This is a genomic window from Burkholderia sp. Nafp2/4-1b (assembly GCF_003635165.1).
Classification (GTDB): Bacteria; Pseudomonadota; Gammaproteobacteria; order Burkholderiales; family Burkholderiaceae; genus Burkholderia.
Genome location: NZ_ML058599.1, coordinates 194,779 through 218,284 on the forward strand (window position 1 = coordinate 194,779; position 23,506 = coordinate 218,284).

The following is a 23,506-nucleotide window of genomic DNA, read 5'->3' on the forward strand; positions in this document are numbered from 1 at the left end:
TACTACCGCTGTTCCTTTCAAAAACCTTCGATGCGTGACATCGAACGGCCATCGCTCATCTCTCCCGCCCGAACCCGCCCCGATAGCGCGCGTCTGCTATTGCATTTCGCGCGCTGCTGATTAGGAAATGAAATTTTATTGGTTCTGCTTCCCCGACCGCGCTCGCATAGTGGGGCTGACGGCTATAGACAGCACGCGACAGCACGCAAGCTGCACCGGCCGCATTCCCAGGGTTTTGATCATACGAATCTGCGAGAACAAGGAAGCGTGATGACGTTTGCATTGGAAGAACGAACGGCCGCCCAGCAGGCGCTCGAAGACGCCCGCGCGGCGGCAGTTGCAGCAGGCACGCCCTACGCGGGCGGCGTCGCGCCCGAAGCGGCGTGGGCATTGTTTTCCGCCGGCGACGCATTGCTGGTCGACGTGCGCACCGCGGAAGAACGGAAATTCGTCGGCCACGTGCCGGAGTCGCTGCACGTGCCGTGGGCAACCGGCACGAGCCTGACGCGCAACCCGCGCTTCGTGCGCGAGCTGGAAGCGAAAACCGGCAAGGACGCGGTGGTGCTGCTGCTCTGCCGCAGCGGCAACCGCTCTGCTCAGGCGGCCGAAGCGGCGGCCAAGGCCGGCTTCACGCAAGTATTCAACGTGCTCGAAGGGTTCGAGGGCGACCTCGACGAACAGCAGCATCGCGGCGGCCGCAACGGCTGGCGCCATCGCGGCCTGCCGTGGGCGCAGGACTGAATCACGGCCGTTACGGGGAGAAGTCAGCATGGCCGCATTCGAAATCGACAACATCGTCCAGTCGCTCCAGGCCGAGCGCCGCGCATGGCGCGAGAAGCAGCGGCGCTCGCTCGAACCGGGCGGGCGCGACCTGCCGGCGCGCGAGGCACTCGCACAGATCGTCGGCGCGCTGAAAGGCGTGCTGTTCCCGATGCGACTCGGGCCGCCCGACCTGCGGCAGGAGAGCGAGAACTTCTACGTCGCCCACGCGCTCGACGCGGCGCTGAACGCGCTGCTCGCACAGGTGACGCTCGAGCTGCGCTACGCGGCGCGCCAACGCAACGCCGACGCGCAGATCGATGAAGTGGCGTCCACCGCCGTGCAGGCCTTCGCGACACGCTTGCCCGACATTCGCCGGCTGCTCGACAGCGACGTGCTGGCGGCGTTCCATGGCGATCCGGCGGCGGGCAGCGTCGACGAAGTGCTGCTCTGCTATCCCGGCATCCTCGCGATGATCCACCACCGGCTCGCACACGAGCTGTACCGGCTCGGGCTGCCGCTGCTCGCGCGGATCATCGCCGAGCAGGCGCACGCGGAAACCGGCATCGACATTCATCCGGGCGCGCGCATCGGCGGCGGCTTCTTCATCGACCACGGCACGGGCGTCGTGATCGGCGAAACCGCGATCATCGGCGAGCGCGTGCGCGTGTACCAGGCCGTCACGCTCGGCGCGAAGCGCTTCCCGCGCGATTCGGCGGGCCATCTGGAGAAAGGGCTCGCACGCCATCCGATCGTCGAGGACGACGTCGTGATCTATGCGGGCGCAACGATCCTCGGCCGCGTGACGATCGGCCGCGGTGCGGTGATCGGCGGCAACGTGTGGCTCACGCAGGACGTGCCGGCCGGCGCGAACGTCACGCAGGCGGTGCTGCGCAGCGAAGCGAACACCGCGCCGCGCGCGCGCACCGAACCGGCCCAGCCGGTCGAGCCTGCCGAGCCGGTACCCGCCGCGCAGGTGACGACATGAGCGACCTGATCCAGCACTTCGGCGCCAACGTGCGCCGGCTGCGCGAAGCGCGCACGTGGTCGCAGGAACAGCTCGCCGAACACGCGGGGCTGAACCGCTCGTACGTCGGCGAGATCGAGCGCGGCGAGGCGATCGCGTCGATCGTCACCGCCGACAAGATCGCGCGCGCGTTCGACGTGTCGATCTCGACACTCCTGCCCGGCGTGTCCGTCGCCTGACGCATCGCTGCTTTTCCCGTTCGGTGGTGCCCTATGACGGCTATAGCATGTTGAGCCGGCAGGTGCGTGCTTCCGATAATCACCCAGCGTCATAAGCAATCCCGTTTTTCATCTTAAGAACCCGGAGCCACACACATGTCGACCGTTGCAAGCGGCACGGCCGCGCTGAGCGATCACGCCGCCCGCCAACTAGCGAACGCTACCAAGACCGTCCCGCAGCTTTCCACGATTACGCCGCGCTGGCTGACCCATCTGCTGCAGTGGGTGCCGGTCGAGGCTGGCATCTATCGCCTGAACCAGGTGAAGAACCCGGAAGCCGTGCGCGCCGCGTGCACGCAGCTCGAGGACGAAAGCGTGCTGCCGCGCACCTTCGTGCCGTACGAAGAACAACCGCGCGAGTATTTCCTGAACGCGGTGAGCACGGTGCTCGACGTGCATACGCGGATCTCCGATCTCTACAGCAGTCCTCATGACCAGATCAAGGAACAGCTGCGCCTGACGATCGAGACGATCAAGGAGCTGCAGGAAAGCCAGCTGATCAACAACCCCGACTACGGGCTGCTCGCGAACGTGACCGACGAACAGCGGATCTTCCCGCTGACCGGCGCGCCCACGCCGGACGATCTCGACGAACTGCTGACCAAGGTGTGGAAGGAACCGGCGTTCTTCCTCGCGCATCCGCTCGCGATCGCCGCGTTCGGCCGCGAATGCACGCGACGCGGCGTGCCGCCGCCGACCGTCAGCCTGTTCGGCTCGCAGTTCCTGACGTGGCGCGGCATTCCGCTGATCCCGTCGGACAAGGTGCCCATCGCGGACGGCAAGACCAAGATCCTGCTGCTGCGCGTCGGCGACAAGCGCCAGGGCGTGGTCGGCCTCTATCAGCCGGGCGTCGCGGGCGAGCAGGGGCCGGGCCTGTCGGTGCGCTTCATGGGGATCAACGATCAGGCGATCGCGTCGTACCTGATCTCGCTGTACTGCTCGCTCGCGGTCCATTCGCCGGATGCGCTGGCTGTCCTCGATGACGTCGAAATCGGCAAGTACCATGACTATCCCGACACCTACCGTTAATCCCGGCTCGACCGGCCGCGACGCGCTCGCGCTGCCGCACGCGTCGCTGCCGGCCGGTTTGCCGGACCCGGCTACTCTCGCGCGGCTCGCGTCCGAGTTCTTCGCGACGCCGCCCGGGCAGGCGACCGCGCCCGGGTTGTCGGCGGGCAGCGGCGCGGTCGGCGGCGTGCCGTCGGCGTTGCCGGCTGCCGCACCGATCCTCGCGTCGGTGAGCAATCCCGCGCCGGCCGGCTCGCCGCTCGCGGGGCCGGGCGGCACGGGCACCGGCGTGCCGGGCTTCGGTTTGCCGCAAGGCAAGGCGCCGGGCGCGAATCTCGCACCGTCCGCGCCGACGCACGTGCTGTCGCTCGGCAATCGCGTGCCGGCGCTCGCGCCGCATGCGGCCGCGCAGAACGGATTGCCCGACAACGCAGTGTCGATCGCGCCCGCGTTCGAGCCGCGTGTCGGCGGCGCGGCGCTTGGCGTGCCGCAGGCGAATGCGGCGGTGTCGGAAGGCGCGGTGAAAACTGCGCCCACCGCGTCGCCGTACTACTTCACCGACGGCTCGCTGCAGGGCTGGCATGCGACGCCTCAGGACATCGTCGTGCCGTCGAACGGCCTGGCGTCGCCGGAAGCGTTCGGGCTGCCGGGCGACGACGCGCTGCGCGACCTGCTCGCCGTGCGTCGCGACGTGCCGGCGGCGCGTGCATCGGGTGCGGACGTGCCGCGCTATTTCATCGACGATGCGCATGCGGCAGAGCCGCAGGGCAACCTGCATCGCGGTGCACACCCGCCGTTCGACGTGAACGCGATCCGCCGCGATTTCCCGATCCTGCAGGAGCGCGTGAACGGCAAGCAGCTCGTCTGGTTCGACAACGCGGCGACGACGCACAAGCCGCAGGCCGTGATCGACCGCCTCGCGTATTTCTATGCGCACGAGAACTCGAACATCCACCGGGCCGCGCATGCGCTGGCGGGCCGCGCGACGGATGCGTACGAAAACGCGCGCGACACCGTGCGGCGTTTCATCGGCGCATCGTCATCGGACGAGATCGTGTTCGTGCGCGGCACCACCGAGGCGATCAACCTGATCGCGAAGACGTGGGGCGTGCAGAACGTCGGCGAAGGCGACGAGATCGTCGTGTCGCATCTCGAGCATCACGCGAACATCGTGCCGTGGCAGCAGCTCGCGGCGCAAAAGGGCGCGAAGCTGCGCGTGATTCCGGTCGACGACTCGGGGCAGGTGCTGCTCGACGAATACCGGAAGCTGCTCAACGACCGCACGAAGATCGTGTCCGTCACGCAGGTGTCGAACGCGCTCGGCACGGTGGTGCCGGTGAAGGAGATCGTCGACCTTGCACATCGCGCGGGCGCGAAGGCGCTCGTCGACGGCGCGCAGTCGATCTCGCACATGCGCGTCGACGTGCAGGCGCTCGATGCGGATTTCTTCGTGTTCTCCGGGCACAAGATCTACGGGCCGACCGGGATCGGCGTCGTGTACGGCAAGCGCGCGATCCTCGACGACATGCCGCCGTGGCAGGGTGGCGGCAACATGATCGCGGACGTGACGTTCGAGCGCACCGTGTTCCAGCCGCCGCCGAACCGCTTCGAGGCCGGCACCGGCAACATCGCGGACGCGGTGGGGCTCGGTGCGGCGCTCGACTACGTGAGCCGGGTCGGCATCGAGAACATCGCGCGCTACGAGCACGATTTGCTTGCGTACGCAACGAGCGTGCTCGCGCCGGTGCCGGGCGTGCGGCTCGTCGGCACCGCGCGCGACAAGGCGAGCGTGCTGTCGTTCGTGCTGAAGGGCTACGAGACCGAGGAAGTCGGGCGTGCGTTGAACGAAGAGGGCATCGCGGTGCGCTCCGGGCATCACTGCGCGCAACCGATCCTGCGGCGCTTCGGGCTCGAGGCGACGGTGCGGCCGTCGCTGGCGTTCTACAACACGTGCGATGAAGTCGATGCGCTGGTGAGTGTGGTGAAGCGGCTGGCGACGCGGCGCTGAGTCGCACCGTTGGCTACAGGGCCGCTTGCGCGCGTCGTCGGTGACGTGTCGCAAGCGGCCTTTTTTGTCGATGCATGAAAGCGTGAAAGAACGCGATGCCGCTCAACGCCCCGCCAGCATCCGTCCGCCGAGCCCCATCAGCAGCAGCCCGGCCGTCGTATCGAGCACGGCCTTGCGGCGAATCAGCAGCCGCCGCACCGACGGGTGCGATGCGAGCAGCGCCATCGTGCAGTACCACGCACCCGAAATCGCGATCGACAGCGCAACGACCGTGAAATTGAACCATGCCGGCGCATGGGCCGGGACCATCAACGCGAAGATACTGCCATAGAACGCGACGGCCTTCGGGTTCGTCATGCTGGCGACATAGCCCTTCTTCGCGGCGTGCCAGCCGGCGGACACCGCGGGCGCGGACACCGGCAGCGGGTTGCGCGCGGTCAGCACCATCTTCAGGCCAAGCCAGATCAGGTACGCGGCGCCTGCCAGCCGCAGCGCGGTGTGCACCCACGCGACATGCGTCACGAGCACGCTGAGGCCGGCGATCGCGATCGCGGCCCAGGTGCCGGATGCGGCGGCGAGCCCGAGCCCGGTCATCACGCCGGCACGTCGCTGCGCGACCGCGGTCGACGTGACGATCACGAAGTTCGGGCCCGGGCTGGCGACGCTCAGCAGCAGGACGCCGGCGAGCGGCAGCAAGGTGTTGACGGTGGTCGACATGGTTGTGGAGTGCGGCGAAGCGGAATGGGCCTTCATCTTACGCCGGACGCCGGGCCGGGCCTGCGCGCGATCGAATCGAACGCATAAAAAAACGCGCGACGACTTTCGTCGCCACGCGTTGCCTTGCTGCGCAAGCACTGCGCCATTACCGCGAATGCCGGCGAACCGGCACGCCGCGGTACATCGTCAGGTCATCCGAGACCGTCAGATCGTCAGGCCGTCAGAAATCGAACCCCGGCCCGCCGGCACCCGGGCCGCCCGGCGCCGCGGACGGCGCCGCATCCTTCGGCGCTTCGAACACGGTCGCATCGGTCGTCAGCAGCAGCCCGGCGACCGACGCCGCGTTCTGCAGCGCGGTGCGCGTGACCTTGGTCGGATCGAGCACGCCGGATTCGACGAGGTCGCCGTATTCACCGGTCTGCGCGTTGTAGTCGAAGTTGCCCGTGCCTTCCGCGACCTTCGCGACGACCACGCTCGCTTCCTCGCCCGCATTCGTGACGATCTGGCGCAGCGGTTCCTCGAGCGCACGCAGCACGATCTTGATGCCTGCATGCTGGTCGGCGTTCGCGCCGTTGAGCTCGCGGATCGCCTGCCGCACGCGGATCAGCGCGACGCCGCCGCCCGGCACGATGCCTTCCTCGACGGCTGCGCGCGTCGCGTGCAGCGCGTCGTCGACGCGGTCCTTCTTCTCCTTCACCTCGATCTCGGTCGCGCCGCCGACCTTGATCACCGCGACACCGCCGGCGAGCTTCGCCACGCGTTCCTGCAGCTTTTCACGGTCGTAGTCGGACGTCGCTTCCTCGATCTGCACGCGAATCTGCTTCACGCGCGCCTCGATGTTCTTCGCGTCGCCCGCGCCGTCGATCACGGTCGTGTTTTCCTTGCCGACCTCGATGCGCTTCGCCTGGCCCAGTTCTGCCAGCGTTGCCTTCTCGAGCGTCAGGCCGGTTTCTTCCGCGACGACTTGCCCGCCGGTGAGGATCGCGATGTCTTCGAGCAGCGCCTTGCGGCGATCGCCGAAGCCCGGCGCCTTGACCGCGACCGTCTTCAGGATCCCGCGAATGTTGTTCACGACGAGCGTCGCGAGAGCTTCGCCTTCGACGTCTTCCGCGATGATCAGCAGCGGCCGGCCCGATTTCGCCACCTGCTCGAGCACCGGCAGCAGGTCGCGGATGTTCGAGACTTTCTTGTCGTGCAGCAGGATGTACGGGTTCTCGAGCTCGGCGATCTGCTTGTCGGGATTGTTGATGAAATACGGCGACAGGTAGCCGCGATCGAACTGCAGCCCTTCGACCACGTCGAGCTCGTCGGCGAGCGACTTGCCGTCCTCGACGGTGATCACGCCTTCCTTGCCGACGCGGTCGATCGCTTCCGCGATGCGCTGGCCGATCGATTCCTCGCCGTTCGCCGAGATCGTCGCGACCTGCGCGATTTCCTTGCTGGTGGTGGTCGGCTTGCTGATCTTCTTCAGCTCGTCGACGGCCGCGGCCACGGCCTTGTCGATCCCGCGCTTCAGGTCGAGCGGGTTGAGCCCGGCCGCGACGTATTTCTGGCCTTCACGCACGATCGCCTGGGCGAGCACGGTGGCCGTGGTCGTGCCGTCGCCGGCTGCGTCGCTGGTGCGCGATGCGACTTCCTTCACGAGCTGCGCGCCGATGTTCTGAAGCTTGTCCGCGAATTCGATTTCCTTCGCGACCGACACGCCGTCCTTCGTGACGACGGGCGCGCCGAAGCTGCGTTCGAGCACGACGTTGCGGCCCTTCGGCCCGAGCGTGACCTTCACCGCGTTCGCGAGAATGTTGACGCCTTCGGTCAGCTTCGCACGTGCGACGTCGCTGAAAATGATTTCTTTCGCTGCCATGATTGCACTCCGTTATTGATTGACGACCGCGACGATGTCTTCCTCGCGCAGCACGAGGAATTCGTTGCCGTTCACCTTGACGGCCTGGCCCGCGTACTTGCCGAACAGCACGCGCTCGCCGACCTGCAGGTCGGGCACGATGCGCTGGCCGTCCGTGTCCTTGCGGCCGGGGCCGACGGCGATCACTTCGCCCTGGTCGGGCTTTTCGGCGGCGCTGTCGGGGATCACGATGCCCGAGGCGGTGGTGGTTTCCTGGTCGAGTCGCTTCACGATGACCCGGTCGTGCAAGGGGCGTAGGCTCATCTTTTCGTCCTGTTATGTTGCGTCGAAGTTGGCTGGCACTCTTCATCAGAGAGTGCTGACGAGTATAAAAACGCGCGGCGGTGCGATCCAATAACGGATTCGGCAAAGCATTTGCGTGAATGCGCTATGGATGAGCGGCTTCGTATACGCGATGCAACCTGACGCAGCGCAACCACCGCCGCACGAGTCGTAAAACACGGGCAGGTCACATATTCCCCCGCCCCGTTAGCATGTGACGAATCCGACTTTGGCCCGCTCACGGCCAACGCTAAGATCGCCGATCCCGTAGATCGAGCGATCCACAACAATGAAAAAGTCCGCTTCGCCCTTGCTTGCCTTCCGTTTCCGTGCGGTCTGCGCCTCGATCGCCGGCGCGCTGTCGCTCGCATCGTGCGGCGGCGTCGACAGCAATCCGCCGCCGCAGGCCAATGCAACGCCCGCGGCCAAGCGCCCGAACATCCTGTACATCATGGCCGACGATCTCGGCTACTCCGACATCCATGCGTTCGGCGGCGAGATCAACACGCCGAATCTCGATGCGCTCGTCGCGTCGGGTCGCATCCTGTCGAATCATCACACCGGCACCGTCTGCGCGATCACGCGCGCGATGCTGATTTCCGGCACCGATCACCATCTCGTCGGCGAAGGCACGATGGGCGTGCCGACCGACGAGCGACGCGGGCTGCCCGGCTACGAGGGCTACCTGAACGATCGTGCGCTGTCGTTCGCACAACTGTTGAAGGACGCCGGCTATCACACGTACATCGCGGGCAAGTGGCACATCGGCTCGGGAATCGTCGGCAGCGCGACAGGCAGCGGACAGACGCCGGACCAGTGGGGCTTCGAGCGCAGCTACGTGCTGCTCGGCGGCGCGGCGACGAACCACTTCGCGCACGAGCCGGCCGGTTCGTCGAACTACACGGAAGACGGCAGCTACGTGCAGCCTGGCCAGCCGGGGCAACCGGGCGGCACGGGCGGTAGCCCGGCGGTGTTCTATTCGACGAACTTCTATACGCAGAAGCTGATCTCGTACATCGATGCGAACAAGCAGGACGGCAAGCCGTTCTTCGCGTACGCGGCGTACACGTCGCCGCACTGGCCGCTGCAGGTGCCGGACCCGTGGCTGCACAAGTACGCAGGCGTATACGACGCCGGCTACGACGCGATCCGCGACGCACGCATCGCGCGGCAGAAGGCGCTCGGCCTGATTCCGGCCGACTTCAAGCCGTTCGACGGCCTGCCGGAAACGACGTCGGCGTCGCCCGCGACGGCGAACAACGGCACCGCGAACGCGAAGTACATCAGCGCCGTGCATTCGGCCGTCGATGGCTACAGCGATTACGGCACCGGCAAGGTCGACAAGCTGTGGGCGAGCCTGAGCCCGGCGGAGCGCCGTGCGCAGGCACGCTACATGGAGATCTACGCGGGGATGGTCGAGAACCTCGACTACAACATCGGCCTGCTGATCCAGCACCTGAAGGACATCGGCGAATACGACAACACCTTCATCATGTTCCAGTCGGACAACGGCGCGGAAGGCTGGCCGATCGACTCGGGCGCGGACCCGACGGCGACCGACACCGCGAACGGGCAGGAGCCGACCTATTCGGCGCTGGGCACCGACAACGGCAAGCAGAACGCGCAGCGGCTGCAATACGGGCTGCGCTGGGCCGAAGTGAGCGCGACGCCGTTCCGGCTCACGAAGGGTTATTCGGCCGAAGGCGGCGTGTCGACGCCGACGATCGTGCGCCTGCCGGGCCAGACGCAGCAGTTGCCGACGCTGCGCGCGTTCACGCATGTGACCGACAACACGGCGACCTTCCTCGCGATCGCGGGCGTCACGCCGCCGTCGCAGCCGGCGCCGCCGCTCGTGAACACGCTGACGGGCGTCGACCAGAACAAGGGCAAGGTCGTCTACAACAACCGCTACGTGTATCCGGTGACGGGCCAGTCGCTGCTGCCGGCGCTGACCGGCTCGGCGACGGGTGAAGTGCACACGACGCCGTTCGGCGACGAAGCCTACGGCCGCGCGTACCTGCGCAGCGCCGACGGCCGCTGGAAGGCGTTGTGGACGGAGCCGCCGCTCGGGCCGCTCGACGGTCACTGGCAGCTGTACGACCTCGCGGCGGACCGCGGCGAGACGACCGACGTGTCCGCGCAGAATCCGTCGGTGATCAGCACGCTGGTCGACCAATGGAAGAGCTACATGAGCAACGTCGGCGGCGTCGAGCCGCTGCGCCCGCGCGGCTACTACTGAGGTCGGCACGATGCGGTTGCGCTTTCTGACGCTCGGCGCCGCGCTCGCGGCCATGCTGTTCGCTGCTGCGTTCGCCGCCGGTTATGCGAGCCCGTCGGCGTCGCCGGCGCGCGGCTTCGATGACGCGAATCGCGGCCGCGCGCTCGTGCCGCTCGGTTCGGAGCGGCAGTGCGAGCGCTATTCGGGGCTGCCCGCGAAGTGGCGCGACGACCCGAAGGCCGGCATGGTGCATCTGAGCGGCGGCGCGTTTGTGTTCGGCAGCACGCGCGGCTATGCGGACGAGCGTCCGGTCGGCGACGGCAAGACGCGCGTCGGCGGGTTCTGGATCGACCAGACCGACGTGACGATCGCGCAGTTCGCGGCATTCGTGAACGCGACCGGCTACGTGACCGAAGCCGAGCAGCAGGGCGGCGCGGCGGTGTTTCATGTGCCGACGCGCGACGAGCTGAATGCGCGCGACCTTGCGTGGTGGACGTGGGTGAAGGGCGCATCGTGGCGGCAGCCGCGCGGCCCCGGCAGCAATGTCGCCGGGCTCGGCAACCTGCCGGTGACGCTCGTCACGCAGCGCGACGCGCTCGCGTATGCGCACTGGCTCGGCCGCGATCTGCCGACCGAGGCCGAATGGGAATACGCGGGCAAGGCCGGCCGCGACGACGCGTCGCTCGATGCGGCGCCGCGCGACGCGCAGGGCAAGCCGGCCGCGAACTACTGGCAGGGCGCGTTTCCGGTGCTCGATACCGCGGAGGATGGTCATGCGGGCCTCGCGCCGGTCGGCTGCTACGCGGCGAACGGCTTTCAGTTGTACGACATGATCGGCAACGCATGGGAATGGACGAAGGACGCGTACACGGGCCCGCATCAGTCGCACACGAATGGCGACACTGCCGCCGTCGCACCGCCGACGCGCCGGCACGATACGCCGATGGTGATCAAGGGCGGCTCGTTCCTGTGCTCGCGAGATTACTGCGTGCGCTACCGTGCATCGTCGCGCGAACAGCAGGAAGCCGATCTCGGCGCGTCGCATATCGGGTTTCGCACGATTCTGAGGGATGCGTCATGAAGCGGATGATGATGCATTGCGTTGCCGCGTCGCTGGTCGTTGCGTGCGGCTTCGCCCATTCGGGTTCGGCCGTTGCCGCGGAAGCGGTGACGCCGACGATACGCGTCGGAGTGACGCGCGGCGTGCATGCGGACATTCTCGACGAGGTGAAGCGCGTCGCCGCCGCGCGCGGAGTCGGTATCGACGTCATCGAATTCGACGATGCATCGCGCATCGATACCGCACTCGCGGATGGCAGGATCGACGCCGCGAGTTTCGAGGACGCACAGCGCCTCGCTGCCACACGCGCGGCGAAAGGCTACGCATTGACCGCCGTCGCCCCGACCGTCACGCTGCCGATGGCGCTCTATTCGCGCAAGCTGAAGAGCTTGAACGAACTGCAGCCCGGCGCGACGGTCGCGATTCCCGCCGACCCGCGCGGGATGGCGCGTGCACTCGTGCTGTTGCAGAACGACACGCTGGTGACGCTGCGCGAAAAGGCTGGCCTGCACGCGACGCTGCGCGACGTGACCGGCAACCGGCTCGCGCTGAAATTCGTCGCACTGCGCCGCGATCGGCTGCATGCGGCGCTCGACTCGGCCGCATTCGTCGCGATCGACAGTGACGATGCGGCACGCGCGGGACTGCAACCGGCGCGCGACAGCATCAATCTCGAGGACGCGCGTTCGCCTTACGCGAACGTGCTGACCGTGCGCGACGCCGATCGCACGAAGCCGTGGGTCGCGCAACTCGTCGGTGCGTATCACTCGGACGACGTCGCGCATTTCATCCTCACGCGTTATCAGGATTCGGTGCGGCGGCCGTGGTAGACGACTACCGCCTCGCCTGCAATGCGTGCGGACGCTGCTGCAACAGCGCGCCGACGTTGTCGTTGCGCGAGCTGTTCCGGCATCGTCATCGGTTCGTCGGGGCGTTGACGATTCGGCGCGTGCCGAAGCGGCGGATCGGCGAACGATCGCGCATCGGGCGCAACGAGTACGTGCTCGACGCGGACGACGTCGCCGCGACGGAGGCGCTTGCGAGCACGTTGTTCCATCGTGCAAGCGGCGCGGGCGACGATTGGATCGCACTAACGCTGCAAGGCTACGACTATCCGTCGCTCGGCCGATGCCCGGCGCTGGCCGACGACGGCCGCTGCAGCGTGCATGTGGACAAGCCTTCGATCTGCAGTGCGGTGCCGCTCGATCCGATGCTGCCGGACCGCTTGCAGTCGCGCGTGCTCGCCGGGCGGCGCGAAGATACGGTGTGGCTCGATTCGAACTGCATCGTCGATTCGGAACTCGAAACGGCTTCGGTCGATGCGTCGCTGACGATCCCGCTGATGAAGGCAGGCCAGATTGCGGATCGCGCGGCGCTCGACACGTTTCGCAACGCGCTTTCTTTCGAGCGCGCGGTGTGGCGTGATGCGGTGTTCACATCGCTGATCGACGGCGGACCGCAGGTACGCGCGGCGCTGTCGCGGCTTGCGCCCGGCGATTACCTGACGATGTCGATCGTGCCGGTGCTGCTCGCCGTCGCATCGGTTTCCCCGCATTGTCGCGCGTTGTGCATCGACTTCATCGACGCGCAGCGCACGTTGATCGATGCGTATGTCGAAGCGGCACTCGCGCGCAGGCGTCTCGACGACCGGCCGGCCACACGCGAACTGCGCGGCTTTGCAGAGGCGCTCGAACGCGCACGTCACGCACTCGCCGCCATACCGGTGGCCACGCCGAACACGCGCGCCGACGCCCTACGCATCGACGCGTGGCTCGACGATCGGCACGTTTCCGTCCAGCCCATCGCGTGACACCGAAGGCACGCGCAGCGTGCCTTACACTTGGCGCTCCTTCCATCGTCTCCGACGGAGCGCGCATGTACGCATCGACCTTCATTTTTCGCGCCGGGCAGTACGACGACGAATTCCATCGGCTCGACCGGCAGATCGCCGACATGGCGCGCGCGACGCCCGGTTATCTCGGTGAGGAGACCTGGGAGAACGCGGACGCGGGGCTGATCCAGAACGTCTACTACTGGGAATCCGAGGCGGCTTTGCAGCAGCTGATCCAGCATCCCGCGCATCGGGAAGCGAAGGTGAAGCAGGCGCGCTGGCTCGACGGCTATCGCGTGGTGATCTCGCAGGTGTTGCGCGAGTATGGCGACGGCAAGCTTGCGCAGCCGCATGCGGGGCAGTCGGCGTGAGCGGATTGCCGCATCGGAGCCTCCGACATTCGGCCTTGCGCAAACCGTTCGGGCTCGCGCTGCTCGCCGACTCCGACGCGAGCGGCCGGATGCGCGAACGCCGCGGCGAACTGCCGCTCGCTATCCTCACCCCGCGTCAAAGCGCCTCGACCAGCAACCGGTTGCTCTTCTCGCAATACTCGTGACACGCCGCCCGCGCGGCGATCGACGCGCCGTGCACGAACTTCGGCGCATCGGCGCGCCGCGACATCGACACGACGATCGACGGCGGCGACGGCTGCAGCGGCAGCTCGACGACCTCGCCGCTCTCGATCAGCGCATCCACGAACAGCACCGGAATCGCGGCCACGCCGAAGCCGTCGCGCACCAGCTGCACGATCACCGAGATCGACGGTGAACCGGTAATCCGCGTCTCCGACAACGGCACGCCATGCGCATGCGCTAGCGTGCGAACAATATCCTCGAGCGCGCGATGCGGTGCGGTGCCGCGTCCGTAGGTCAGGATCGGCTGGCGCAGCACCTGCCGCGCGAGGCCCGTGCGCGTGTTCGGCAGCAGCCCCGCGCGCGCGATCCAGCGCACCGGATAGTTCGCGAGCGCGTCGCAGACGACCGACGCCTCGTCGCTGCCTTCCACCCGAATGATCAGATCGAGCTCGCCGGCCATCAGCCGGCGCTGCAGCACGACGCTGACGTCGACGGTCAGGTCGATCTCCAGTTGCGGATAGTCGGCGGCGAGGCGGCGCAGGTAATGCGGCAGCCAGCTGTGCACGACCGTCTCGATCACGCCGAGCCGCAGCTTGCCGCGCAGCGCGCTTTCGCCGGCCGCGGCGGCCTGCAGCTCGTGCGTCGCCTCGACGACGGCCTTCGCATAGCCGAGCAGGTATTCGCCGTTCGGCGTGAGCCGGAACTCGCGGCTGTCGCGATCGACGAGCACGGTGTGCAGTTCGTCCTCGAGTGCCTTCAGGCGCTGCGAGATCGCGGCCGGCGTCGCGTGCAGCGCGGTGGCCGTGGTGCGGAAGTTGCGCAGCTTCGCGAGCGTGACGAAGGTTTCGAGAAAACGCGTGTTCATGGCGATCGGGCGGACGGTGGACGCGCAGCTTGCCCGTGAAGAAAAATGAACGGGACCGGGGAAAACCCGGAGATCCGTTAAGGAATTCTATACAGCGGGCGCAAAAAAACTCGTTGGCGACAAAATTTTTTCTTTTCTATTCTTCGCCGTATCCGCTGACGCAACGACATCGTCGGCCCGACAACATCGATCCGCTACCCGACATCATGACGCCTTCCGAATTCCGCCAGTCCGTACGCAGCGGCGCGTTCCGCAACCCGACCGCCGGCCAGTGCGGCCCGTTCGCGCAAGCGAATCTCGCGATCCTGCCGAACGCGTATGCGCACGATTTCCTGCGCTTCTGTCAGGCGAATCCGAAGGCGTGCCCGCTGCTGGGCGTCGGCGAAGCGGGTGCGTTCCGGCTCGACGTGCTCGGCGAAGATCTCGATATCCGCACCGACGTGCCGAGCTACAACGTATACAGGGATGGCGTGCTGACGGAGCGCGTCGATTCGCTCGAAGCGCTGTGGCGCGACGATTTCGTCGTGTTCGCGATCGGCTGCTCGTTCTCGTTCGAGGACATGCTGGCGCGCGAAGGGATCCGGCTGCGCCACATCGACGAAGGGCGCAACGTGCCGATGTACCGCACGTCGATCCCGAACCGCCGCGCGGGCATCTTCGGCGGCCAGCTGGTCGTGTCGATGCGCCCGTTGCGCGGCGCCGACGCGATCCGCGCGGTGCAGATCACGAGCCGGTTCCCCGGCGTGCACGGCGCGCCGGTTCATATCGGCCATCCGGAGGAACTGGGGATTGCCGATCTCGGCGCGCCCGATTTCGGCGACGCGGTGACGGTGCGCGACGGCGAGCTGCCGGTGTTCTGGGCGTGCGGCGTGACGCCGCAAACCGCGCTGATGGAAGCGAAGCTGCCGCTCGCGATCGCGCATACGCCGGGCTACATGCTGATGACCGACATCACGAACGCGTCGCTGGCCGTGTTCTGATCCGACGAATGCCGGCGGCCCGCGCGGCCGCCGGTTTGGCTCGGTCGCGGTAGCCCGCCGCGGCCGGTGACGATCCGCCCGGCTGGAGGGCTGCGCCGCGACTTGACGCTCGCAAGCGCGACGCAAGCGGCACACGTACGCAGCACACATACGAAGCACACACACCACACGCAGAACGTGCCGGTCTCGACCGCACATTTCGACAGGAGCTTCACCATGGAAAGCAAGACCCTCGCGGCACCCGCCGCCGACCCGGCGGATCCCGCGCGCAACGGCCTGTTCGGATGGTATGCGGACGCGCAGCCGCGCGAGCGCCGCGCGTTCTGGAGCTGCAAGGTCGGCTACATGCTCGACGGGATGGACACGCAGATGCTGTCGTTCGTGATCCCGACGCTCGTCGCGACCTGGGGCATCTCGCTCGCGGACGCCGGCTTCATCGGCACGATGACGCTGCTCGCGTCGGCGCTCGGCGGCTGGCTCGCGGGCATCCTGTCGGACCGGATCGGTCGTGTGCGCACGCTGCAGCTGACGGTGCTGTGGTTCGCGGTGTTCACCGCGCTGTGCGGGCTCGCGCAGAACTATCACCAGCTGCTCGCGGCGCGCGCGCTGATGGGCTTCGGCTTCGGCGGCGAATGGACGGCCGGCGCGGTGCTGATCGGCGAAGTGATCCGCGCGCGCGATCGCGGCAAGGCGGTCGGCCTCGTGCAGTCGGGCTGGGCGATCGGCTGGGGGCTGTCGGCGCTGCTCTATGCGCTGCTGTTCTCGGTGCTGCCGGCCGAGCAGGCGTGGCGCGCGCTGTTCCTCATCGGCCTCGCGCCCGCGCTGCTGGTGGTCGTGATCCGCCGCTACGTGAAGGAGCCGGACGTCTACGAGAAGGAGAAGGCCACGCAGGCGAAGGGCGCCGACGCACCGCGCTTCACCGAAATCTTCGCGCCGAAGCTGCTGTCGACGACGCTGCGCGCGGCGCTGCTGACCACCGGCGCGCAGGGCGGCTACTACGCGATCACGACCTGGCTGCCGACCTTCCTGAAGACCGAGCGGCATCTGACCGTGATGGGCACCGGCGGCTATCTCGCGACGATCATCATCGGCTCGTGGATCGGCTACCTGACGAGCGCATATCTCACCGACCGCCTCGGCCGCAAGCCGAACTTCATCCTGTTCGCGCTCGGCTCGATGGTGATCGCGTTCGCCTACACGTCACCGGTGCTGCACCTCACGAACGCTTCGATGCTGTGGCTCGGCTTCCCGCTCGGCTTCTTCGCATCGGGCATCTTCTCGGGGATGGGCGCGTTCCTCACCGAGCTGTTCCCGACGCGCGTGCGCGGCTCGGGGCAGGGCTTCTGCTACAACGTGGGCCGCGCGGTCGGTGCGTTGTTCCCGTTCCTGATCGGCGCGCTGTCGAAGCACTACGGGCTCGGCGCGAGCATCGGCATCTTCGCGGTGGCCGCGTACGGCGTGCTGATCGTCGCCGCGCTGACGCTGCCCGAAACGCGCGGACGCGAACTCGACGCCGCGTAAGCGAGCGTCAAACCGGCCGCCGCCTTACCTCTCCCTGTTCATCGAAGCCCCTGACGCGGCGCGCGACGCGCGCCGTGCGGCGGCGCTCGTCCTTCGAATCAACGACGCATCGAGTTCATCGCCATGACTGACCGACACACCTTCCCCGTTTCCTCCGACGCCGCCCGCTGGCAATTCTGGATCGACCGCGGCGGCACCTTCACCGACATCGTCGCGCGCCGGCCGGACGGTTCGCTCGTCACGCACAAGCTGCTGTCGGAGAACCCCGAACAGTATCGCGATGCGGCCGTCGCCGGAATTCGGCACCTGCTCGGCCTCGCCGACGGCGAGCCGATCACGCCCGAACGCGTCGACATGGTGAAGATGGGCACGACGGTCGCGACCAACGCGCTGCTCGAGCGCAAGGGCGAACGCACCGCGCTCGCGACGACGCGCGGCTTTCGCGACGTGCTGCGCATCGCGTACCAGAACCGGCCGCGCCTGTTCGATCTCGACATCGTGCTGCCCGATGCGCTGTACGAGACCGTCGTCGAAGTCGATGAACGGATCGGCGCGCACGGCGACGTCGTCGTGCCGCTCGACCTGCGCGGCGCGGAAGCGGCGCTGCGCCGCGTGTTCGACTCGGGCGTGCAGGCACTGGCGATCGTGCTGATCCACGGCTATCGCTACACCGCGCACGAACGCGCGCTGGCCGAGCTGGCGCGCCGGATCGGCTTCACGCAGGTATCGGTGTCGCACGAAGTGTCGCCGTTGATGAAGATGGTGTCGCGCGGCGACACGACCGTGGTCGACGCGTACCTGTCACCGATCCTGCGCCGCTACGTCGAGCAGGTCGCGCACGAGATGCCGGGCGTGAACCTGCAGTTCATGCAGAGCAGCGGCGGCTTGACGCGTGCCGACGCGTTCCAGGGCAAGGACGCGATCCTGTCCGGACCGGCCGGTGGCATCGTCGGGATGGTGCGGGCCGCGCGCGCGGCCGGCTTCGAGCGCGTGATCGGCTTCGACATGGGCGGCACGTCGACCGACGTGTCGCACTACAACGGCGAATTCGAGCGCGTGTTCGAGACGCAGGTGGCCGGCGTGCGGATGCGTGCGCCGATGATGAGCATCCACACGGTCGCGGCCGGCGGCGGCTCGGTGCTCGGCTTCGACGGCGCGCGGCTGCGCGTCGGGCCCGAATCGGCCGGCGCGAACCCGGGGCCGGCCGCCTACCGGCGCGGCGGCCCGCTGACGGTGACCGACTGCAACGTGATGCTCGGCAAGATCCAGCCCGATCATTTCCCGCGCGTGTTCGGCCCGCATGCGGACGAACCGCTCGACCGCGACGGCGTGGTCGCGAAGTTCCAGGCGCTCGCCGACGAGATCCACGCGGCGACCGGGCGGCGCGACACACCCGAGGCGCTCGCCGAAGGGTTCCTGGAAATCGCGATCGGCAGCATGGCGAACGCGATCAAGAAGATCTCGGTGCAGCGCGGTCACGACGTGTCGCGCTACGTGCTGACGACGTTCGGCGGCGCGGGCGGCCAGCATGCGTGCGGCGTGGCCGACGCGCTCGGGATGACGCAGGTGTTCGCGCATCCTCTCGCGGGCGTGCTGTCCGCGTACGGAATGGGCCTGGCCGACCAGACCGCGATGCGCGAGCGCGCGGTGGAAGCCGTGTTGTCCGACGAATCGCTGCCGGCGCTGAACGCGGCGCTCGACCGGCTGACCGACGATGCGGTCGGCGCGCTGCTCGAACAGGGCGTGCCGCCGGAGCGCATCGCGACGGAGCGGCGCGTGCACCTGCGCTACCAGGGCACCGATTCCGCACTCGACGTGCCGGCGGGCTCGGTCGCGGCGATGCAGCAGGCGTTCGAAACCGCGTACCGGCAGCGCTACGCATTCCTGATGCCGGGCACGCCGCTCGTCGCCGAACTGGCGTCGGTCGAGGCGATCGGCCGCTCGGATGCGCCGGTCGAAATCGCGCCGCTCGTGCCGCGCGACGCAGGCGCGGCGCCGCACGCGCACAGCGCGGTGCGGTTCTACTCGGCCGGCCAATGGCACGACGCCGCGCTGTACGTGCGTGACACGCTGCTGGCCGGCGATACGATCGACGGCCCGGCGATCGTCGCGGAGAAGAACGGCACGACCGTGGTCGAGCCCGGCTGGCGCGCGCAGATGACCGCGCAGGGCAACCTCGTGCTGACCCGCACCACGCCGCTGCCGACACGCCGCTCGCTCGGCACCGACGCCGATCCGGTGCGCCTCGAGATCTTCAACAACCTGTTCATGTCGATCGCCGAGCAGATGGGGCTGCGGCTGCAGAACACCGCGTACTCGGTCAACATCAAGGAGCGGCTCGACTTCTCGTGCGCGATCTTCGACGGCGACGGCAACCTGATCGCGAACGCGCCGCACATGCCCGTGCACCTCGGTTCGATGGGCGAGAGCATCCGCACGGTGATCGAGCGCAACCGCGGCCGCATGCGCGACGGCGACGTGTTCATGCTGAACGATCCGTATCACGGCGGCACGCACCTGCCGGACGTCACCGTGATCACGCCGGTGTTCGCGGACGGCTCGGACACGCCGCTGTTCTACGTCGGCTCGCGCGGCCACCATGCGGACATCGGCGGCACGACGCCGGGCTCGATGCCGCCCGATTCGACGCACATCGACGAAGAGGGCGTGCTGATCGATAACTGGCAGCTCGTATCGGCCGGCGTGCTGCGCGATGCGGACACGCGCGCGCTGCTCGCGTCGGGCCGCTACCCGGCGCGCAACGTCGAGCAGAACATGGCCGACCTGCGCGCGCAGATCGCCGCGAACCAGAAGGGCGTCGACGAGTTGCGGCGGATGGTCGAGCTGTTCGGCCGCGACGTCGTGCTCGCGTTCATGGGGCACGTGCAGGACAACGCGGAAGAAGCGGTGCGGCGCGTGATCGGCGCGCTGCAGGACGGCGCATACCGGTATCCGCTCGACAACGGCGCGGAGATCCGGGTCGCGATCCGCGTCGACCGCGCGGCGCGGCGCGCGGAGATCGATTTCACCGGCACGTCCGCGCAGCTCGACAACAACTTCAACGCGCCGAAGGCCGTCTGCATGGCCGCCGTGCTGTACGTGTTCCGTACGCTGGTCGGCGACGACATCCCGCTGAACGCCGGCTGCCTGAAACCGCTGACGGTGATCGTGCCGGCGCGCTCGATGCTGAATCCCGAGTATCCGGCGGCCGTGGTGTCGGGCAACGTCGAGACGTCGTCGGCGATCACCAACGCGCTGTACGGCGCGCTCGGCTGCGTCGCGTCGAGCCAGGGAACGATGAACAACTTCACATTCGGCAACGATCGCTATCAGTACTACGAGACCATCGCCGGCGGCAGCGGCGCGGGCGACGGCTTCGCGGGCGTCGGCGCGGTGCAGACGCACATGACCAACTCGCGGCTGACCGATCCGGAGGTGCTCGAATGGCGCTACCCGGTGCGGCTCGACTCGCATCGGCTGCGCGCCGGGTCGGGCGGCGGCGGGCGCTGGCGCGGCGGCGACGGCGCGGTGCGGCGGATCCGCTTCCTCGAGCCGATGACCGCGTCGATCCTGTCGAACAACCGGATCCACGCGCCGTTCGGCGCGGCGGGCGGCGAGGCCGGCGCGCTCGGCCGCAACACGATCGAGCGGGCGGACGGCACGATCGAGATGCTCGACCATATCGGCCGCGCGCAGATGGCGGCCGGCGACGTGTTCGTCGTCGAAACGCCGGGCGGCGGCGGGTACGGCGCGGCGGGCTGACCGGCGCGACGGAGCGCGCCGCAACGCATCGCAATGCGGCGCAATGCGCGAAAACCGTGCGGAGGTTCACCCGACGCCCGGTTTTGGCGCGCAGTCGCGGCCGGGGCGGCGCGTTCGTACCGGTTCCATTCGAATTGCGTCACGGCGAGCACGACGCCGCGATATATCCATTCCGATTGATCGATGCGATATTGCGACGCATTGGAGGAATAAAGACCCGTATTCCCGCATAGGGCGAAATGGCAATAACCCCATTTCGCGCCCGTCCCGATGCGATCCGACCCCGGCTTGACGGCACCCACAGCCGATCGATGCCGCGCCCCTGCGATTCCGCGCAAACGCCCGTCCGGCGGGGCAGAGCGCCGGTATTGCGCCGACGCTCGCGGGCCGCTGCCGGGCCGCAAGCGCGCAGCCCGCAACCACGGAAAATCCCCGCTGCCAATTGAGTTCCGGTTCCTTGACACTCCGTTCCGAATGTGAGTGTCAATCCTCATCTTCATTTGATAAGATGGCTTCCATTCATTCGTTTGGAAAACCTGCGCACGGGAAGCGCGAACGCCGGGTCGGATTAGTTGCAAACAAATACGGAACGAGGCTCGTTGTCGGGGCCATCACGGCCATCACGACAATCCGGCCGGGTACGCGCGTGGCGCGCCCGGCGGTCGGCGGCCACTTCGGCTCCGTCTACACTGTGCGTTTTTTCTGGATCGGGGCGTGTCCATGGATGACGAAAACGATAGCGCGGTGCTCGAAGCGCACGTCGGTACGCGCAGCCCCTGCTGGCGTCTCGGCAGCGACAGCAACGCGCTGGAGCTGGCCGCCGTTCGCGGCCTGACCAATGTCGCGGTGGCCCTGACCGGCGAGCAGGCCGCGCGGATCCGCGCGCTCACCGGCGTCACGTCTCATCTCGTGCTCGAACTCGCGCTGTTCGGCGATCCGGTCAGCCTCCATCTGGTCGGCAGGAAGGTCGACACGTCGAACTGGGCCGGCACGGCCTCCGCCTATTCCGATACCGCGTCCGTCGCGAGCGACCTCGCGCATGGGCTCGCGTTCGCCGAGCAGGTCGTGTCCGAAGTGAATTCGCTCGTCGTGATCCTCGACCGCAACGGCATGGTGCAGCGCTTCAACCGCCTGTGCGAGGAAGTGACGGGCAAGCGTGAAGTCGACGTGATCGGCCGCAGCGCGTTCGAGCTGTTCATGAGCCCCGAGCAGGGCGCGCAGTCGCGCAGCAACATCACCGGCTTTTTCGCGAGCAACCACTCGTTCGCGGTCGAGCGCTACATCAACACAGTTAACGGGCCGCGCCTGTTCCAGTTCCGCAACAAGTTCGTGCAGAGCGGCAGCGGCGTCGACGAGCAATACCTGATCTGCTCGGGCGTCGACGTCACCGAGGAGCGCAACGCGCAGCAGCGGCTCACCGAGCTCGCGAACACCGACGTGCTGACCGGCCTGCCGAACCGTCATGCGATCAGCGAGCGCATCGGCGCGGCGCTGGCCGCGGACCGTACCGACATGCGAGGCCAGGTCGGCATCCTGTTCCTCGATCTCGACAACTTCAAGCGCGTCAACGATCACTACGGGCACATCACCGGCGACCGCCTGCTGAAGGACGTGTCCGCGATCATCAGCGGCTGCCTGCCGTCCGGCGCGACGCTCGCGCGACTCGGCGGCGACGAGTTCCTGGTGCTGTTCGAGCACGGCACGCGGCCACTGCTGGAGGCGACCGCGCAGATCATCCTCGAACGGATGCGCACGCCGATTCATCTCGGGCTGGTGGAGATCTACACGAGCTGCTCGATCGGCATCGCGATGTATCCGCAGCACGGCGATTCGCTCGAGACGCTGATCCGCAGCGCCGATACCGCGATGTACGTCGCGAAGGAAGAAGGCAAGCATACGTACCGCGTGTTCTCGCAGGAGATGAACCAGAAGGTCGCGAAGTACATGTGGCTCGACACGAACCTGCGCAAGGCGCTCGAGGAAGAGCAGTTCGTGCTGCACTACCAGCCGGTCGTCGACATCGCGACCGGCGACGTGCACAGCGTCGAGGCGCTGATCCGCTGGCAGTCCCCCGATCGCGGGCTCGTCGCGCCGATCGAATTCATCCGGTTCGCCGAAGAGTCGGGGCTGATCGCGCCGCTCGGACGCTGGGTGATGCGCACCGCCGCCGCGCAGGCCGCCGCGTGGAAGGCGAAGGGGCTTGGCGTGCGGATCGCGGTGAACGTGTCCGCACGGCAATTGCAGGACATGAACATCGTCCAGCAGTTCGCGTCGATTCTCGACGGCGCGGGGCAGAAGCCGAGCCTCGTCGATATCGAGCTCACCGAAAGCAGTTTCATCGAGGACGAAGAAGCGGCGCACGAGTTGATGAAGGAGTTCCGCCAGCTCGGCGCGGAGATTCACCTCGACGATTTCGGCACCGGCTATTCGTCGCTGTCTCAGCTGTCGCGCCTGCCGCTCGATTCGATCAAGCTCGATCGCAGCTTCATCACGGGCATCGACCGCAATCCGCGCTCGCAGGCGCTGGTGCGCTCGGTCGTGTCGCTCGCGAAGGCGCTGAGTTTCTCGGTGGTCGCCGAAGGCGTCGAGACCCACGCGGAAGCCGAATTCCTGAAGCAGATCGCCGTCGATTACGCGCAGGGCTACTACTTCGCGCGGCCGATGCCGGCGCAGGCCTTCGAGGCCTGGCTCGCGGAAACGAGAAAGCTCAGGCTGATCGCCTGAGCGCCGCCGCATGACGGAGCGCGCCGCCGGCCGAGCGGCGGCGCGCTCCGT

Annotated in this window: 18 protein-coding genes; 14 read left to right on the forward strand and 4 right to left on the reverse strand. The window is 67.7% G+C overall.

Annotated elements, in window-relative coordinates:
- Nucleotides 1-270: 270 nt before the first annotated feature.
- The 5 genes from C7H84_RS07420 (at nucleotide 271) to C7H84_RS07440 (ending at nucleotide 5,020) form a co-directional block, all read left to right on the forward strand.
- On the forward strand, nucleotides 271-741 hold the full coding sequence (locus tag C7H84_RS07420; RefSeq protein ID WP_121858189.1) for a rhodanese-like domain-containing protein: 471 nt from the start codon (nucleotides 271-273) through the stop codon (nucleotides 739-741).
- A gap of 28 nt (nucleotides 742-769) precedes the next feature.
- Entirely contained in the window at nucleotides 770-1,747 is a 978-nt protein-coding gene (gene epsC / locus C7H84_RS07425; RefSeq protein WP_121858190.1) for a serine O-acetyltransferase EpsC, read from the forward strand.
- On the forward strand, nucleotides 1,744-1,965 hold the full coding sequence (locus C7H84_RS07430) for a helix-turn-helix transcriptional regulator (RefSeq protein WP_121858191.1): 222 nt from the start codon (nucleotides 1,744-1,746) through the stop codon (nucleotides 1,963-1,965). Before epsC ends, C7H84_RS07430 begins: the two co-directional genes overlap by 4 nt.
- Before the next feature lie 135 nt (nucleotides 1,966-2,100).
- A complete protein-coding gene (locus C7H84_RS07435) occupies nucleotides 2,101-3,033 on the forward strand; it encodes a family 2A encapsulin nanocompartment shell protein (RefSeq protein WP_121858192.1) in 933 nt (310 codons plus the stop codon).
- Nucleotides 3,008-5,020 (forward strand): family 2A encapsulin nanocompartment cargo protein cysteine desulfurase, encoded by a 2,013-nt coding sequence (locus C7H84_RS07440; RefSeq protein WP_121858193.1) that lies wholly within the window; start codon nucleotides 3,008-3,010, stop codon nucleotides 5,018-5,020. The genes C7H84_RS07435 and C7H84_RS07440 overlap by 26 nt, the downstream gene beginning before the upstream one ends.
- A gap of 102 nt (nucleotides 5,021-5,122) precedes the next feature.
- On the opposite strand, the gene C7H84_RS07445 is transcribed toward C7H84_RS07440, so the two are convergent.
- The 3 genes from C7H84_RS07445 to C7H84_RS07455 form a co-directional block, all read right to left on the reverse strand.
- Nucleotides 5,123-5,737 (reverse strand): LysE family transporter, encoded by a 615-nt coding sequence (locus tag C7H84_RS07445; protein ID WP_121858194.1) that lies wholly within the window; start codon nucleotides 5,735-5,737, stop codon nucleotides 5,123-5,125.
- Nucleotides 5,738-5,957: 220 nt separating this feature from the next.
- Nucleotides 5,958-7,598 (reverse strand): chaperonin GroEL, encoded by a 1,641-nt coding sequence (gene groL / locus C7H84_RS07450; protein ID WP_121858195.1) that lies wholly within the window; start codon nucleotides 7,596-7,598, stop codon nucleotides 5,958-5,960.
- Nucleotides 7,599-7,610: 12 nt separating this feature from the next.
- Entirely contained in the window at nucleotides 7,611-7,901 is a 291-nt protein-coding gene (locus tag C7H84_RS07455) for a co-chaperone GroES (protein ID WP_006760092.1), read from the reverse strand.
- A gap of 307 nt (nucleotides 7,902-8,208) precedes the next feature.
- Here C7H84_RS07455 and C7H84_RS07460 point away from each other — a divergent pair, with 307 nt between their 5' ends.
- The 5 genes from C7H84_RS07460 to C7H84_RS07480 all read left to right on the forward strand — a co-directional run bounded on the left by C7H84_RS07460 (nucleotide 8,209) and on the right by C7H84_RS07480 (nucleotide 13,399).
- Nucleotides 8,209-10,158 (forward strand): arylsulfatase, encoded by a 1,950-nt coding sequence (locus tag C7H84_RS07460; RefSeq protein WP_121858196.1) that lies wholly within the window; start codon nucleotides 8,209-8,211, stop codon nucleotides 10,156-10,158.
- Nucleotides 10,159-10,168: 10 nt separating this feature from the next.
- Entirely contained in the window at nucleotides 10,169-11,218 is a 1,050-nt protein-coding gene (locus C7H84_RS07465) for a formylglycine-generating enzyme family protein (RefSeq protein ID WP_121858197.1), read from the forward strand.
- Entirely contained in the window at nucleotides 11,215-12,027 is an 813-nt protein-coding gene (locus tag C7H84_RS07470; protein ID WP_121858198.1) for a MetQ/NlpA family lipoprotein, read from the forward strand. The genes C7H84_RS07465 and C7H84_RS07470 overlap by 4 nt, the downstream gene beginning before the upstream one ends.
- The gene (locus C7H84_RS07475) at nucleotides 12,021-13,007 is read left to right on the forward strand and encodes a YkgJ family cysteine cluster protein (RefSeq protein ID WP_121858199.1); all 987 of its coding nucleotides are present in this window, start codon (nucleotides 12,021-12,023) and stop codon (nucleotides 13,005-13,007) included. Before C7H84_RS07470 ends, C7H84_RS07475 begins: the two co-directional genes overlap by 7 nt.
- Before the next feature lie 65 nt (nucleotides 13,008-13,072).
- A complete protein-coding gene (locus tag C7H84_RS07480; RefSeq protein ID WP_121858200.1) occupies nucleotides 13,073-13,399 on the forward strand; it encodes an antibiotic biosynthesis monooxygenase in 327 nt (108 codons plus the stop codon).
- Between the two features lie 136 nt (nucleotides 13,400-13,535).
- Here the strand turns inward: C7H84_RS07480 and C7H84_RS07485 are convergent, their stop codons facing one another.
- Nucleotides 13,536-14,468 (reverse strand): LysR family transcriptional regulator, encoded by a 933-nt coding sequence (locus C7H84_RS07485; protein WP_121858201.1) that lies wholly within the window; start codon nucleotides 14,466-14,468, stop codon nucleotides 13,536-13,538.
- Between the two features lie 206 nt (nucleotides 14,469-14,674).
- Here C7H84_RS07485 and C7H84_RS07490 point away from each other — a divergent pair, with 206 nt between their 5' ends.
- From C7H84_RS07490 to pdeR, 4 genes are all read left to right on the forward strand, one after another.
- Nucleotides 14,675-15,448: a putative hydro-lyase gene (locus C7H84_RS07490; RefSeq protein WP_121858302.1), complete on the forward strand. Its 774-nt coding sequence runs from the start codon at nucleotides 14,675-14,677 to the stop codon at nucleotides 15,446-15,448.
- A 216-nt stretch (nucleotides 15,449-15,664) separates the two neighbouring features.
- Nucleotides 15,665-16,969: an MFS transporter gene (locus C7H84_RS07495; RefSeq protein ID WP_121858303.1), complete on the forward strand. Its 1,305-nt coding sequence runs from the start codon at nucleotides 15,665-15,667 to the stop codon at nucleotides 16,967-16,969.
- Nucleotides 16,970-17,092: 123 nt separating this feature from the next.
- Nucleotides 17,093-20,731: a hydantoinase B/oxoprolinase family protein gene (locus C7H84_RS07500; protein ID WP_121858202.1), complete on the forward strand. Its 3,639-nt coding sequence runs from the start codon at nucleotides 17,093-17,095 to the stop codon at nucleotides 20,729-20,731.
- 720 nt (nucleotides 20,732-21,451) lie between these two features.
- On the forward strand, nucleotides 21,452-23,455 hold the full coding sequence (pdeR, locus tag C7H84_RS07505) for a cyclic di-GMP phosphodiesterase (protein WP_121858203.1): 2,004 nt from the start codon (nucleotides 21,452-21,454) through the stop codon (nucleotides 23,453-23,455).
- The last annotated feature ends 51 nt before the right edge of the window (nucleotides 23,456-23,506 follow it).

Excerpts from the sequence above, each read along its gene's own strand:
- C7H84_RS07420 (WP_121858189.1), top strand. The coding sequence starts at position 271 with ATGACGTTTGCATTGGAAGAACGAACGGCCGCCCAGCAGGCGCTCGAA.
- epsC (WP_121858190.1), top strand. The coding sequence starts at position 770 with ATGGCCGCATTCGAAATCGACAACATCGTCCAGTCGCTCCAGGCCGAG.
- C7H84_RS07430 (WP_121858191.1), top strand. The coding sequence starts at position 1,744 with ATGAGCGACCTGATCCAGCACTTCGGCGCCAACGTGCGCCGGCTGCGC.
- C7H84_RS07435 (WP_121858192.1), top strand. The coding sequence starts at position 2,101 with ATGTCGACCGTTGCAAGCGGCACGGCCGCGCTGAGCGATCACGCCGCC.
- C7H84_RS07440 (WP_121858193.1), top strand. The coding sequence starts at position 3,008 with ATGACTATCCCGACACCTACCGTTAATCCCGGCTCGACCGGCCGCGAC.
- C7H84_RS07445 (WP_121858194.1), bottom strand. The coding sequence starts at position 5,737 with ATGTCGACCACCGTCAACACCTTGCTGCCGCTCGCCGGCGTCCTGCTG.
- groL (WP_121858195.1), bottom strand. The coding sequence starts at position 7,598 with ATGGCAGCGAAAGAAATCATTTTCAGCGACGTCGCACGTGCGAAGCTG.
- C7H84_RS07455 (WP_006760092.1), bottom strand. The coding sequence starts at position 7,901 with ATGAGCCTACGCCCCTTGCACGACCGGGTCATCGTGAAGCGACTCGAC.
- C7H84_RS07460 (WP_121858196.1), top strand. The coding sequence starts at position 8,209 with ATGAAAAAGTCCGCTTCGCCCTTGCTTGCCTTCCGTTTCCGTGCGGTC.
- C7H84_RS07465 (WP_121858197.1), top strand. The coding sequence starts at position 10,169 with ATGCGGTTGCGCTTTCTGACGCTCGGCGCCGCGCTCGCGGCCATGCTG.
- C7H84_RS07470 (WP_121858198.1), top strand. The coding sequence starts at position 11,215 with ATGAAGCGGATGATGATGCATTGCGTTGCCGCGTCGCTGGTCGTTGCG.
- C7H84_RS07480 (WP_121858200.1), top strand. The coding sequence starts at position 13,073 with ATGTACGCATCGACCTTCATTTTTCGCGCCGGGCAGTACGACGACGAA.
- C7H84_RS07485 (WP_121858201.1), bottom strand. The coding sequence starts at position 14,468 with ATGAACACGCGTTTTCTCGAAACCTTCGTCACGCTCGCGAAGCTGCGC.
- C7H84_RS07490 (WP_121858302.1), top strand. The coding sequence starts at position 14,675 with ATGACGCCTTCCGAATTCCGCCAGTCCGTACGCAGCGGCGCGTTCCGC.
- C7H84_RS07495 (WP_121858303.1), top strand. The coding sequence starts at position 15,665 with ATGGAAAGCAAGACCCTCGCGGCACCCGCCGCCGACCCGGCGGATCCC.
- C7H84_RS07500 (WP_121858202.1), top strand. The coding sequence starts at position 17,093 with ATGACTGACCGACACACCTTCCCCGTTTCCTCCGACGCCGCCCGCTGG.
- pdeR (WP_121858203.1), top strand. The coding sequence starts at position 21,452 with ATGGATGACGAAAACGATAGCGCGGTGCTCGAAGCGCACGTCGGTACG.